We start from the raw sequence: 13,569 nt of genomic DNA, 5'->3' as shown, positions 1-13,569 counted from the left end.
TCATGGGTAAGGGCGCGGCTTCAGTCACCGGTGAGAGGGTACCGAGGCCTGGTAGAGCCGTTGTAACGCCACCCTCGCTCGCAACCCACCCTAGTCGAGGTCGCATGCTTGTTCGATCCCTCGATGGAGTGAAGCACACATCACGTTCCCTTCGAGGCATGAACCATTTAGGCTCCGGGCACGTCCTCATGAACAACCGGCAAGCCAGCCGGGAGGGCCGACCACCGATACGAACGCGAATCCGTACGACACATCAGACACGCACTACGGCACATTCGCCGCCAACCGGCAACAGCCACCCACCTCGGAAAATTTTTTCGAGGAAAAGCCACGAGCGGGAACGTTTTGGGGCTGGTTGGATGTTGACCCTGGTACGACAGCTCGTCGAGCTAGAGAAGAGGCGACGTGACTACTGTTCTGACCCCCGCGAGCCCGCTGACGGCCGCCGATCGCTGCGACCGCTGCGGCGCCCAGGCATACCTGCGCGTCGTCCTGCTGAGCGGCGGAGAACTGCTCTTCTGCGCCCACCACGGCCGCAAGTTCGAGCCGGAACTCAAGAAGATCGCCGCCGAGATACAGGACGAGACGGAGCGGCTGACCGCCCCTGCGGCGTCCGCTCCCGACGAAGAGCGCTGACAGAGCGCCGACACCTCGCGTCCGACGACGAGCAGCCCGGCACAGGCCGGTGAGCGGGCGGCTGCCTCCCTCCCGGAGGCAGCCGCCCGCTCATGCCCGTGTCCGCCCGGAACCGCCCGTCGGCGCCCCTTGGGTCGCTCTCAGCCCTGCGGCCACCCGAGGACCCGCAGGATGTCGGAGACACGCGTGTACACCCCCGGACTGCCCGCCCGGCCGCACCCCGTCCCCCAGGACACGAGGCCTATCAGCCGCCCCTGGGCCACCAGCGGTCCTCCGCTGTCCCCCTGGCAGGCGTCCCGGCCGCCCTGCACCTCCCCCGCGCACAGCATCGTCTCGGCGCGGTAGGCGCCCTCGGAACCACCCGGATACGCCTTCTCGCACAGTGCGTCGGGCTGCACCCGCACGCGTGCCGCGTGCAGGCTGCCGGCGTAGGACCCGGACCCGGTGGTGTCCCCCCACCCGTAGACGGTGGCCGCGGTACCCGTCCGGTACGCGGGATCACCGGCCCCGGCCATGGCTATCACCGAGCTCGAGGGCAGCGGCTCGGCCAGACTGAGCACGGCGTAGTCGCCGGAGTTGGTGACCCCGTCGTAGCCCGGATTCACCCAGGTACCGCGTACGGCTATCTCCCGGCCGCGTTCCGAGAGCAGTTCCGTACGCCCGGTGATCACTCTGAGATCGCCCACGCGCTCCGGGGACGCCCCCAGCACCTCCTCCTCCATGCAGTGGGCCGCGGTGAGCACGGTGGTCCGGCCGACCGCCACACCCCCGCAGAACTGTCCCGCGCGCGTACCCCCGAACCGGTCACGGCTGGACAGCGCCACCGTCCACGGGCCCTCCGAGACGTCGACGGGAAAGCCGCCGACGACGATGCTGTCGGCGGCCGCCGGAACAGCCGGGGCCAGGGGTATGACGGACGCGGCGGCCGCGAGGGTCAGCGGCCGGACCAGGGCCCGGGCAAGACGACGTCGCATGCGCGCTCCTCACACTGGGGTGATCCTGAAGCACCCAGAGTGATGGACCCCGTCCGGGCTCGCACCCGCGCGGCAACGGCGAAGGCCCGGTTCCCAGGACGGGAACCGGGCCTGACGCAGGCCGTCGCACGACGGTGCGTCGTGGCGGGCGGACCTAGTCGAGGTAGTCGCGCAGCACCTGGGAGCGCGACGGGTGGCGCAGCTTCGACATGGTCTTGGACTCGATCTGGCGGATGCGCTCGCGCGTGACGCCGTACACCTTGCCGATCTCGTCGAGGGTCTTCGGCTGACCGTCGGTGAGACCGAAGCGCATGGAGACGACGCCCGCCTCGCGCTCGGACAGGGTGTCCAGGACGGAGTGCAGCTGCTCCTGCAGCAGCGTGAAGCTGACCGCGTCGGCCGGGACGACCGCCTCGGAGTCCTCGATGAGGTCACCGAACTCGCTGTCGCCGTCCTCGCCCAACGGGGTGTGCAGGGAGATGGGCTCACGACCGTACTTCTGGACCTCGATGACCTTCTCCGGGGTCATGTCGAGCTCCTTGGCCAGCTCCTCCGGGGTGGGCTCGCGGCCCAGGTCCTGGAGCATCTGGCGCTGCACGCGCGCGAGCTTGTTGATGACCTCGACCATGTGCACCGGGATGCGGATGGTGCGCGCCTGGTCGGCCATCGCGCGGGTGATCGCCTGGCGGATCCACCAGGTGGCGTACGTGGAGAACTTGTAGCCCTTGGTGTAGTCGAACTTCTCCACCGCGCGGATCAGACCGAGGTTGCCCTCCTGGATGAGGTCCAGGAAGAGCATGCCGCGGCCGGTGTAGCGCTTGGCCAGGGAGACCACCAGACGGAGGTTGGCCTCCAGCAGGTGGTTCTTGGCGCGGCGGCCGTCCTCGGCGATGATCTCCAGCTCGCGCTTGAGCTTGGGCGCCAGCTTGTCGGAGTTGGCCAGCTTGTCCTCGGCGAACAGACCCGCCTCGATGCGCTTGGCGAGCTCGACCTCCTGCTCGGCGTTGAGCAGGGGGACCTTACCGATCTGCTTGAGGTAGTCCTTGACCGGGTCGGCGGTGGCGCCGGCGGCGGCGACCTGCTGGGCGGGCGCGTCGTCCTCGTCCTCGTCGGAGAGGACGAAGCCGGCGTTCTCGGCGCCCTCGGGCTCCTCCGCGACCTTGGCGTCCTCGAGGACCTCTTCCTCGCCCAGCTCGGCGTCGTCCTTCTTCGCCGTGGTCTTCTTGGCGGCCGTCTTCTTGGCCGTGGTCTTCTTGACGGCCGCCTTCTTCGCGGTCGTCTTCTTGGCGGCCGCCTTCTTGGCGGGTGCCTCCTCGGCGGCGGGGTCGGCGGCGGGCGCCGCCGGAGTCGCGGCGGGGGCCTTCCGGGCGGTCACCGTCTTGGCGGCGACCGTCTTGGTGGCGGTGCGCTTGGCGGGACTCTTCGCTGCGACGCTCTTGCGGGTGCGCTTGGGCTCTGCGGCACTGACCATCAGCGTCACACCCTCTTCCTCGAGGATCTGGTTGAGGCTGCGCAGTACGTTCTTCCACTGAGTGGCCGGAATCTGGTCAGCTTCGAAGGCCCGACGCACGTCATCGCCGGCGATCTGCCCCTCGGCCTTTCCCCGCTCAATGAGAGCCATGACAGAGACGGACTCGGCGATCTCCGGCGGGAGCGTACGGGATGTGCTGGCCGACACGAACAACCTCTCGGAACGTTGGAAAACGGCTTCCGGCCCCGTCCACAGTGGACAGGAGCCGACCGCCGGCTTGGAGATGGGCCGACGGCGCGGGCAGGGGCCGGGGAGGATGCACAGCGCCATGAACGGCGTCCGTATTCCCTCCGCGGCTGTCACCTCTTAGGTCATCGCGTTCTTCCCAGGAGCGTTACGTCCAATCCGCGTGGCCCGAGTCACACCCCGTAAGCGAACAGAATCGGTCAAACAATCACGAAAGCATTCACTCGGGGGCGAGGAGGTCACCTCTACGAGTCTGCCACGTCGTTCTGGGCATCGGACCCCGTGGGATCGTCGACGATCCCACGGGGTCCGACGGGGGGCGGCTCATCGGCGGGGCGCTGCCACAGGAGGGGGATGGCATGCCGGACCGTGCCGCCCGCGGAACGCGGTCAGTGCTCGCGGGGGGCGGGCACCACGCGTTCCACCTCTGGGTGGACCGTGAGCAGTTGGCGCATGGCCGTCTCGGCCGCCGCGCCGTCGCCGTCGGCGAGGGCGTCGACGATCCGTCCGTGCTGCGCCAGGGACGTCTCGGTCGGCCGCTCGCAGCCCGTGGCCGGGCCGCCCGAGACCTGCAGGGCGGCGGACACGATCCCGGAGAGGTGCTCCAACATCCGGTTGCCGGCGATCTGGATGAGCAGGGAGTGGAACTCGGCGTCGGCGCGGGCGAAGGTCAGGGCGTCGCCCTGCCCCATGGCGTGGCCCATGATCTCGACCATGTCGGTCAGCCGCTGCTGGACGTCCTCCCGTCCGTGGCCGGCCGCCAGGCAGGCGGCGAGCGGCTCGATCGTCCAGCGCAGCTCACTGAGCTCACGGCGCTGGTCGTCGCGCTGCGGCCCGAAGGCCCGCCACTCGATGATGTCCGGGTCGAGGAGGTTCCAGTCGCTGACGGGGCGCACACGCGTGCCGACGTTCGGCCGGGCGCTGACCAGGCCCTTGGCCTCCAGGACGCGGAGCGACTCGCGGACGACGGTGCGGGAGACCTCGAAGCGCTGGCCGATCTCCTCCGGCACCAGCGGGCGGTCGGCGCCCAGGTCCCCGGAAACGATCATCTGACCCAGCTGCTGGACGAGTTGGCCGTGCAGCCCGCGCCCGCGGCTGCCCGTGGCCCGCCGGCCCACACGGCCCAGCTCCGGATCCGCGCCGTCCCAGGCAGGGGCCCCGACGCGGTCGACGGCGGGCGTCTCGGCGTAGGGGTAGCGGTCGAGTTCGCCCGGGCTCGCGAGGCCGGAGTCTGCGGAGCGGGCGGCGGTCATCATGGTGTGCGCAAGGGTACTCACGCATCTTTTGTCGGCTTCGTTTCCAACTCCCTTGAGGTCTTTGGTGAAAAGCACACGAAAGGGTGATCGCTCACCCCGTCGCAATTGACGCCTTATCGGAAAGAAATGGGCTTTTCACGATGAGTTGCGAGCCGGGACGGGCCGGTGCGTTCGTGGACGGTCGTCATCGGACCCTGCTCCGCAGACCGGTGAGCACATACGCGCACAGCAGCGCCGCCAGCGACAACGTCATTGCCCCGCCGACGGGTTGGGCGACCAGCCGCAGGACCGCGTCCAGCTGGTGTTCGCCCCCGAAGGGCCACCGGAGCGGCCCGCCGTCCCGCAGCCGCGACGCGAGCGGGACCCGGGTGCGCACCGCCGGCCCTTCCGTCACCTTGTGCACGAGCGGCACGACGAGAAGGGGTACGGCGACGACGACCGCGAGACCGGCGGTGGTGGACCGGAACACGCCCGCGGCCAGCACGCCCGCGCAGGCGCACCCGATCACGAGTCCGAGCCAACCCGCACTCAGCGGCAGCCAGTCGGCGGGGACCTCGACGGCCTCCCGTCCGTAGACGAGGTGGAGCAGCTCGGCGTCGCACCCGACGGTCAGGACGGCCAGCACCACCGCGGTGACCGAGGCCACGAGGAGCTTGGCGGTCAGCAGCCCCAGCCTCCGGGGCACGGTGCCGCGGTCCGCCGCCAGCGCGGGGTGGCGGAACTCGTCGCCGAAGGCCAGCGCGCCGAGCAGGCCCGCGCCGAGCGCCGCGGGCGGCAGCGGCAGCTCCCTCGGCCACGCGGCCAGCAGGCGCGGCTGCGGGGTGTGCCCGACCCGCGCCAGCAGTACGGCGGTGAGCGCGGACACGACGAGCACGGCCGCCCCGACGAGGAACCCCGTGCCGACACCCGTGGCGCGGCGGATCTCGTAGCGCAGCGGGCGAAGGGGCCTGGGGGCGGGACGGACGGAGACGGGAGGGGGAGGCCCGGCGGCGGCGTCGCGCGCGCGGGCGGTCCGGCGCGAGCGGGCGGCGGGGGCCGGGCGGGTCTCCCCGGTGACGGATGCGTCCGGCGTCTTCCGCGCCGGGGACACGGACACGGGAGAGCCTTCGCCGGCCGGGGCGCCCGGGCGGTGGTCCGGATCGCGTGCCGTGTCGTCCGCGGGCGGGGGCACGTCGGGGTCCGGACGCACGGGTTCCCCGGCGGCGCCGGCCTGGGTCGCCGGGCCGTCCGACACCGGGCCGCTCGCCCCGGCGCCGGGGCCCATGTCTCCTACCTCATCCGCCAGTTGGTGCACGACGATGCCGTGCCGGAACGCGATCTCGCCGACGTCCGCGCAGGTACTGCCGTAGACGCGGAGGCGGTTGCCGCCCTCGTGCACGGCCTCCACGGACCGCCGGGCGGCGCGGGCCTCCTGTGCGAGCAGGGCGGAGAGACGGGCGGCGTGCGGGCTGCGGACGGCGACCCGGGGGCGCAACCGGGTCCGCGAGAAGTCCGCCGCCTCCTGGTCGGCGACGAGTCTTCCCCGTTCCAGGGTGACCACGTGGTCCGCGATCCGCGCGGCCTCCTTCGGGTCGGCCGTGGTGCACAGCACCGTGCCGCCCTGGGCCGCGTACGCCCGGAGCGTGTCGTACAGCCAGCGGTTCTCGGCGACGGAGAGCCCCCGCGCGGGCTCGTCGAGCACGAGCGTGTGCGGGTCCGGCAGCAGGGCGCAGGCCAGTCCCAGGCGGCGGTCCATGCCGCGCGACAGGATGCCCAGGCGTTCGTCGCGCAGGCTCACGAGCCCTGCCGCCTCGAGGACTTCGTCGGCCCGGCGGACCGGAACCCCCGCGGCCGCGCACAGCATGCGCAGGTGCCCCCGGACGGTGCGGGCGGGGTGGCCCGGCACATCGCCGAGCAGCACGCCGACTTCGCGGGAGGGATGGGGGAGGCGGTGCAGCGGGCGGCCCCTGAAGTAGGTGATGCCGCGGCCGCGTTGGAGTTCGAGCATGAGCCGGATCGCCGTCGTCTTGCCGGCGCCCGGTGCTCCGAGCAGTGCGGTGACGCGGCCCGCGTGTGCCTCGAAGGAGACGTCGTCGACGGTGGGCGGAAGCTCTTTGCGGGGGCTGCTGGTCAGTCCGATGGCCTGGATCACCCGATGCAAGATAGCGCGCCATATCGGATTTTCCGGGCATCTCGCTACCCGGTGGAGGGGAAGGACACCCCCCGCCGGGCCCGTTGACACGCTCCGGTCGTCCCGCGTCAGACCTCGGGACGCAGCATCGGGGGGTTGAGCAGGGTGGCTCCGCCGGCCCGGAAGAGCTGGGCGGGGCGACCGCCCTGCCGGGTGGTCGTGCCGCCGGTGGGGACCAGGAAACCCGGCGTGCCCGTCACCTTGCGGTGGAAGTTGCGCGGGTCGAGCGCCACGCCCCAGACCGCCTCGTAGACCCGGCGCAGCTCGCCGACGGTGAACTCGGGCGGGCAGAAGGCCGTCGCCAGCGACGAGTACTCGATCTTGGAGCGGGCGCGTTCCACCCCGTCCGACAGGATCCGGGCGTGGTCGAAGGCGAGCGGCGCCACCGGTTCGCCGTCCCGGCCGTGCCCACCCTGCTGCAGCAACTCCTCGACGGGCGCCCAGCGTGCGTTGCTGGCGTCACCGCCTGCCCGGGGCGCGGGCAGGTCGGGGGCGAGGGCGAGGTGGGCGACGCTCACGACCCGCATCCGGGGGTCGCGCTCGGGGTCGCCGTACGTGGCGAGCTGTTCCAGGTGGGCGCCGTTGTCCTGGGCGGGGACGGCGGGGTCGTGCACCCGCAACCCCGTCTCCTCGGCCAGTTCCCGGGCCGCTGCCTGCGCCAGGTCCTCGTCGGCCCGCACGAAGCCGCCGGGAAGGGCCCAGCGCCCCTGGAACGGCGCCTCGCCCCGGCGCACCGCCAGCGCACACAGGGCGTGGCGGCGTACGGTCAGTACGACCAGGTCCACGGTGACGGCGAAGGGCGGAAAGGCTGACGGGTCGTAGGGCATGCGGCGATCATAGTCGTCTGCCTGACGATAAACACTCCCTTCCCGGGTCGTGACGCCAACTGATCCACTTCGGTCCGGCGGGTCCGCCGCCGTGCGCTCCCCGCCGTCCGGCGGGCCGTGTCCGGCCGGGTCGGGCCCCGGCCGGAGTCCCTCGGCCGCTTCCTCGGCCATGGCGGGACCGAGCCGGCCGATCCGTACGGCGAAGGGGCGCCCGCCACGCGCGGTCCCGTCAGGCCGCTCTCCCCCCGCGGGGCGCTGGACGTCGCGCGGCCCGGCGTCGACGGGACGCCTCCCTGCCCGCGGTGGACGGGGCAGCACGGGCAGCAGCACCGCCACCTGCCCGCCACGCCTCCGCGAAGGCCGGCGCCGGCCCGACGGGGACGGCTCCGCCGCTCACTCACCCCTCCCCGTCGCCGCCCCGGCGACCGGTCCGCGCGTCCGGCTGCGAGGCACCGCGGCGACGCCCCGCGCCGGGGCGCGCGCCGCCGGGACGCGTTCCGCTCTCGTCCGCGCCGCCCGGGCAGGTGCCGCCGTCCACCGCGGGGCGGGCGCTCACCGCCGAGGCACGCGGATGCGGAATCCGCCGTCCCGGCCGGCCGCCTTCCGTGCGCAGCCGGCGGGAGAGAGCGCCGCCGGTGCCGGGCGCACGCGTGCGACGTCGACGGGGCGAGGGCACCGCTTCGGGATCCGGATGCGCGGGTTCGGCAGCCGGCACCTCGCAGCCGTCCCGCTGCCGCGGCTCCGTGGCCACGACCGCCGGCCCGTCCGACGTCGCCCGCCCATGGTCCTCACGCTCGGACCGCAGGCAGCGGCGGATCGACTCCGGGTCGAGTCCCTCGTTGCAGGCCTGGTGCAGGAGCCGGGCGAAGAGGTAGTCGGGGTCGGCGCCCAGGGCCATGGCGAGCGCTTCCCGGCCTTCCAGTTCGTCACCGGTGGACCAGGCGACCCATCCGGCGAGGGTGAGGGGCGCCGCGGCGTGTTCGCGGTACGCCCCGACGCAACGGCGGGCCAGGGCGCGCCACAGGCGAAGGGCCGGACCCGCCTCGTCGCCCTCCATCCACCCGGCCGCGCGGTCACGGGTCGTACGGTCCTGCAGACCGAGGATCAGCGCCGCGGCCTCGTCGTGCCCGAGCAGTTCGTCGTCCCGCAGGTCCGCCGGGAGCGTGCCGGGCACGGGCGGGGCCTCGGCGAGCCGGCCCAGGAGCCGCCCGGCCAGCCCCAGTGTCTCCTCGGCGACCTCGCGTCGGCCCTCCGCGTCGAGGATCCTGGGGATCAGCGCCAGACCGGCGGCGTCCAGGGCGGCCTCCTGTTCCCGGGCGGCGGAGTGCTCCCACGGCTGGAGCCTGGCGCGCAGTTCGCGCAGGGTGCCGCGGACCTGGAGCCCGGCGTAGGTGGCGGCGGCGGCCAGCACCGAGGTGCCGGGCAGTCCCATCGGTGTCCCCTCGGCCGGGCAGCAGCCCTCGTCGTCACAGCAGTACGACCAGAAGCGGCCGTCCGAGACGCACAGGGCCTCCACCACCGGGATGTCCAGGGCGCCGCACTCCAGGCGCAGGGCGCGGGCGAGCGGCCCCAGCCGCTCCTTGACCTGCCGGCCGGATTCGCCCCGGTCGGGTTCGTGGCAGAGGAAGACGATCATCTGCTCGGGCCGGGCGCCCCGGCGCTCGCTGCCCGTCACCAGGCCGTGGGCCAGTTGCCGGGCCGCGGAGGGCCAGTCGTCGGGGTTGGCGGGGATACCGAGCCGGGCGCGGCCGCCGAACCGGCCCCGTCCGTCCTTGTCGTGCAGGGCGACCAGCACGATGCTGTCCTCGGGGCGGTAGCCGAGCAGGTAGGGCAGTGCGTCGGCGAGCTCGGCCGGGGAGCGCAGGGTGACCTGCTGTCCGTCGTCTTCGCCGCCGCCGGGCGTCCGGGGACCGGTGCCACGCCCCGAGATGTCACCTTTTTCGGGGGATCCAGTGGTTTCGCCGTGGTTCGTCATGCGAAGACGATCTCGCGGATTGCGAACCTCCGCTTCGCCCTGTGGATAAGTCCGACCAGGGACATGTCACCGGCCTCGGACCGTGGGGCGCTTCCGCGCACCCGCCCGTGTGTCAGTGGCGTCCTGTTGGATGGACCCATGGAGCACACGAGCAACGCGGATCTCCGCACGGCCGCCGACGCGGTTCTCGCCCGCCTCGTCGGGGACGACACGGGCGAGGCCCGACTGCGCGAGGACCAGTGGCGGGCGATCGAGGCGCTGGTCGCCGACAAGCGCAGGGCCCTGGTCGTGCAGCGCACGGGCTGGGGCAAGTCCGCGGTCTACTTCGTGGCCACCTCGCTGCTGCGGGAGCGGGGCAGCGGCCCCACCGTGATCGTCTCCCCGTTGCTGGCGCTCATGCGCAACCAGGTGGAGGCCGCGGCCAGAGCCGGAATCCGCGCCCGGACCATCAACTCCTCCAACAGCGAGGAGTGGGACTCCGTCCAGACGGAGATCGCCGCGGGCGACGTCGATGTGCTGCTGGTGAGTCCGGAGCGGCTGAACAACCCGGACTTCCGCGACCAGGTGCTGCCCAGGCTCTCCGCCGCGACCGGGCTCCTGGTGGTCGACGAGGCGCACTGCATCTCCGACTGGGGGCACGACTTCCGCCCGGACTACCGCCGGCTGCGCACCATGCTCGCCGATCTTCCGGCCGGCGTGCCCGTCCTCGCCACCACCGCGACCGCCAACGCCCGCGTCACCGCCGACGTCGCGGAGCAGCTGGGCACGGGAGGTTCCTCGGACGCGCTGGTGCTGCGGGGCCCGCTGGACCGGGAGAGTCTGAGCCTGAGCGTGCTGCGCCTGCCGGACGCGGCGCACCGGATGGCCTGGCTCGCCGACCACCTGGACGAGCTCCCGGGCTCGGGGATCGTCTACACGCTCACCGTGGCCGCCGCCGAGGAGGTCACCGCCTTCCTGCGGCAGCGCGGGCACACCGTCGCCTCGTACACCGGCCGGACGGAGAACGCCGACCGGCAGCAGGCCGAGGAGGATCTGCTCGCCAACAAGGTGAAGGCCCTGGTCGCCACCTCCGCGCTCGGCATGGGCTTCGACAAGCCCGACCTGGGCTTCGTGGTCCACCTCGGCTCACCGTCCTCCCCCATCTCCTACTACCAGCAGGTCGGCCGCGCCGGGCGCGGGGTCCGGCACGCCGAGGTGCTGCTGCTGCCGGGAAAGGAGGACGAGGCGATCTGGGAGTACTTCGCGTCGCTCGCCTTCCCCTCTGAGGACCTGGTGCGCCGTACGCTCGACGTCCTCGCGCGCTCCGATCGGCCCGTGTCGCTGCCGGCCCTCGAGCCGCTGGTGGAACTGCGCCGCTCCCGCCTGGAGACCATGCTCAAGGTCCTCGACGTGGACGGGGCGGTACGGCGGGTCAAGGGCGGCTGGATCGCGACCGGGCGGCCGTGGACGTACGACGCCGAGCGGTACGCGTGGGTGGCGCGCCAGCGCAAGGCCGAACAGCAGGCGATGCGCGAGTACGCGGCGAGCACGGACTGCCGGATGGAGTTCCTGCAGCGTCAGTTGGACGACGAGGGCGCCAAGCCCTGCGGACGCTGTGACAACTGCGCCGGCCCGCGGTACACCCCCGAGGCCTCATCGACCGCCCTCGAGGCGGCTCGCGTGGACCTCGGCCGGGCGGGCGTCGAGGTGGAGCCCCGGAAGATGTGGCCCACCGGGCTTCCGGCGATCGGCATGGACCTCAAAGGACGCATTCCGGCGGAGAAACAGGCCGCCCGGGGCATGGCGTTGGGACGTCTGTCGGACATCGGCTGGGGCAACCGGCTGCGTCCGATGCTCGCGCCGCAGGCGCCGGACGGGCCGGTGCCGGACGACGTCGCCCGGGCCGTGGTGGGCGTGCTGGCCGACTGGGCCAAGGGGCCCGGTGGTTGGGCTCCGGGGGCGGCGGATCCCCAGCCCCGGCCGGTGGGGGTGGTCACCCTCGCCTCCCGTGGCCGCCCCCGGCTGATCCACTCGCTCGGGACGCGCATCGCGGAGATCGGGCGGCTGCCGCTGCTGGGGTCGGTGGCCTACACGGGCGAGGCGCACCCCGTCTCCCGGAGCAACAGCGCCCAGCGTCTCAAGGCCCTCGACGGGGCGCTGACCGTACCGGCCGACCTCGCCGCCGCGCTGGCCGAGGCGCGGGGCCCGGTTCTCCTCGTGGACGACTACACGGAGACGGGCTGGACCCTCGCGGTCGCGGCGCGCCTGCTCCGGCGGGCCGGTGCACAGGGCGTGTTGCCGCTGGTGCTGGCCGTACAGGGCTGAGGGTTCGGCCGATGGTTCGACCTGCCCCACGGGTGGGGATATTAGCCGTGGAACATCCGATACCGGACCGCTGCCTCAATTGCTCGTTGCCGCATCCAAGTTCGACAGGAAGAATTGAGGGACGCACCCGCACGGCTCGCCCGCCGATCAGGTGGGGCTCCGTTGCGTGCGCGCTCCCCCGAATCCGACCCTGCCCGCAGTCCGGGCGTAGCCGAAGGGAGGACCGTGACCTTCGGATTCGCTCCGTCCTCGGCGGCATCGCTGTCGACGTCCGCCGCTTCCGCCAACCGTGTGCTCGAACCTGCGGAGTGGGCCGCCGCGGGAATCCCGCTGCTGGGCAGTCCGCGGGAGGTCGTCAGCGGACTGCACGCCCGGCACCGTCCCGGTCCGGCGACCGCGGTCGTCGCCGTGCTCGATCCGGACGAACGGGTGCGGGCGAGCGCGTCGTTCACCCGGCGCACCAGCTCCGCGGACGGCTGGCTGCTCCGCAATGTGCTGCTGGACCAGTTGCGCCGGGTGATCCCGCACGACCTGCGCCGCCGCACCCCGGTGCGCACCGCCGTGCTGCTCTACTGCCGTGACGGCGACGCGCGCTGGACGGAGGAGGACGGTGCCTGGATGTGGGGCCTGCGGGACGCCTGCACCCTGCACGGGCTGCGCTGCGGGGCGTACATCACGCTGACCCGTGACGGGTGGCAGGTCCTCGGCGAGGGGCGTGGCGGCCGCCACCCCAGCGCCGGCTCGGCACCGGAACCGTTCGCCACGTCCGCGGCACCGCCCCGGATACCGCGCACGGGTGGCGCCGCGTCGGAGGTCCTGCGCCGCGCGGCGGCACGCTGACGTCGCGAAGACGCCGCCCGGGCATCACAGGGTGATGCGGGGCGCGCCGCGCCTGCACGATCCCGGACCCGGCCCGGTGCCGAGACGGCGCGGGCGCATCGGCCGTTCCGGTCCCGGACACACCGGGTCCCCGATCGTGCGAACGCCACGACCTCGGCGTCCACGCCTCCCCTCGACGCCCGGGCGGATGCCGTGATGGCGGTTCAGACGCCCGCGCCCAGCACCGGGTTGACGCGCTGCGGATCACCGCAGACGATCAGCAGGGCACCGGCCCGGGCGTGTGCCACCGACAAGGCGGAAACAGCCGCGGATTCCGGGCCTCCGTTGACGGCGACCACGACGACGGGGCGCGCACCGGCACGCTCGGCGATCTTGGCGTCCGTGTAGAAGACGTCGTCACCGGCGTCGTGCTGGGCCCAGTAGGAGGCTTCGCCGAAGGACAGTTCGTGGGTGGCCCACGGATGCGGGTCCCCGGTGGTGATCACCAGCACGTCGCCGGGGGCGCGGCCCGAGTCCAGCAGCAGGTCCACGGCCTCTTCGGCGGCGTCGAGCGCCCCCTGGGCCGAGGCCGGGACCAACTGGAGCTGCGGGGTGGCCGCCGCGGGCGCGGGCGGGCCCGGAGGAACGGGCTTGGCCGCGTCGCGCGACGCGCGCTGCACCGGCGGCGCGGGCCGCGGCGGGCCGGGGCGACCGGGACGCGACGGAGCCGCGGGGCGGGGACCGGGTACGGGGCGAGGGGTCGACGCGATGCGGGGACCCTGGGCACTCTCGTGAATCTGAGGCTCCTCGGGAATGAGAGGCATGAGCTGATTTTTATCAAACATTGGCACGGCTCGCGCCGCCGGGTGGCACATCAGTGCGAGCGGTCCG

10 protein-coding genes are annotated in these 13,569 nt (G+C 73.0%); 3 read left to right on the top strand and 7 right to left on the bottom strand.

All coding sequences use genetic code 11. The features are described from left to right. The first annotated feature begins 405 nt into the window (after nucleotides 1-405). Entirely contained in the window at nucleotides 406-636 is a 231-nt protein-coding gene (locus ADK41_RS06360) for a DUF7455 domain-containing protein (RefSeq protein WP_030826167.1), read from the top strand. A gap of 140 nt (nucleotides 637-776) precedes the next feature. Here the strand turns inward: ADK41_RS06360 and ADK41_RS06355 are convergent, their stop codons facing one another. The 6 genes from ADK41_RS06355 to ADK41_RS06330 form a co-directional block, all read right to left on the bottom strand. Then, a complete protein-coding gene (locus ADK41_RS06355; protein ID WP_030826163.1) occupies nucleotides 777-1,610 on the bottom strand; it encodes a S1 family peptidase in 834 nt (277 codons plus the stop codon). Between the two features lie 154 nt (nucleotides 1,611-1,764). Then, nucleotides 1,765-3,288: an RNA polymerase sigma factor gene (locus ADK41_RS06350; protein WP_030826160.1), complete on the bottom strand. Its 1,524-nt coding sequence runs from the start codon at nucleotides 3,286-3,288 to the stop codon at nucleotides 1,765-1,767. 428 nt (nucleotides 3,289-3,716) lie between these two features. Next, complete coding sequence (locus tag ADK41_RS06345) at nucleotides 3,717-4,604, bottom strand: FadR/GntR family transcriptional regulator (RefSeq protein WP_030826157.1); 888 nt, start codon at nucleotides 4,602-4,604, stop codon at nucleotides 3,717-3,719. A gap of 163 nt (nucleotides 4,605-4,767) precedes the next feature. Next, on the bottom strand, nucleotides 4,768-6,714 hold the full coding sequence (locus ADK41_RS06340; protein WP_030826155.1) for an ABC transporter ATP-binding protein: 1,947 nt from the start codon (nucleotides 6,712-6,714) through the stop codon (nucleotides 4,768-4,770). Between the two features lie 107 nt (nucleotides 6,715-6,821). Then, on the bottom strand, nucleotides 6,822-7,580 hold the full coding sequence (locus tag ADK41_RS06335) for an NUDIX hydrolase (protein ID WP_030826153.1): 759 nt from the start codon (nucleotides 7,578-7,580) through the stop codon (nucleotides 6,822-6,824). A 397-nt stretch (nucleotides 7,581-7,977) separates the two neighbouring features. Next, nucleotides 7,978-9,555 (bottom strand): DUF4192 domain-containing protein, encoded by a 1,578-nt coding sequence (locus ADK41_RS06330; RefSeq protein ID WP_030826151.1) that lies wholly within the window; start codon nucleotides 9,553-9,555, stop codon nucleotides 7,978-7,980. Between the two features lie 138 nt (nucleotides 9,556-9,693). Here ADK41_RS06330 and ADK41_RS06325 point away from each other — a divergent pair, with 138 nt between their 5' ends. Together ADK41_RS06325 and ADK41_RS06320 are read left to right on the top strand one after the other, a co-directional pair. Further along, nucleotides 9,694-11,859, top strand: coding sequence for a RecQ family ATP-dependent DNA helicase (locus ADK41_RS06325; RefSeq protein ID WP_030826149.1), 2,166 nt, complete (start codon nucleotides 9,694-9,696; stop codon nucleotides 11,857-11,859). Nucleotides 11,860-12,084: 225 nt separating this feature from the next. After that, nucleotides 12,085-12,699 carry a hypothetical protein gene (locus ADK41_RS06320; protein ID WP_030826147.1) on the top strand — a complete coding sequence of 205 codons (615 nt, stop codon included), beginning with the start codon at nucleotides 12,085-12,087 and terminating at the stop codon, nucleotides 12,697-12,699. Nucleotides 12,700-12,902: 203 nt separating this feature from the next. Here the strand turns inward: ADK41_RS06320 and ADK41_RS06315 are convergent, their stop codons facing one another. Continuing rightward, entirely contained in the window at nucleotides 12,903-13,502 is a 600-nt protein-coding gene (locus ADK41_RS06315) for a hypothetical protein (protein ID WP_078661932.1), read from the bottom strand. Nucleotides 13,503-13,569: the final 67 nt, after the last annotated feature.

The organism is Streptomyces caelestis, assembly GCF_001279005.1.
GTDB classification, from domain to species: domain Bacteria; phylum Actinomycetota; class Actinomycetes; order Streptomycetales; family Streptomycetaceae; genus Streptomyces; species Streptomyces heliomycini.
The sequence above is the reverse complement of the archived record's forward strand: the minus strand, read 5'-3'. Positions and strand labels throughout refer to the sequence as shown.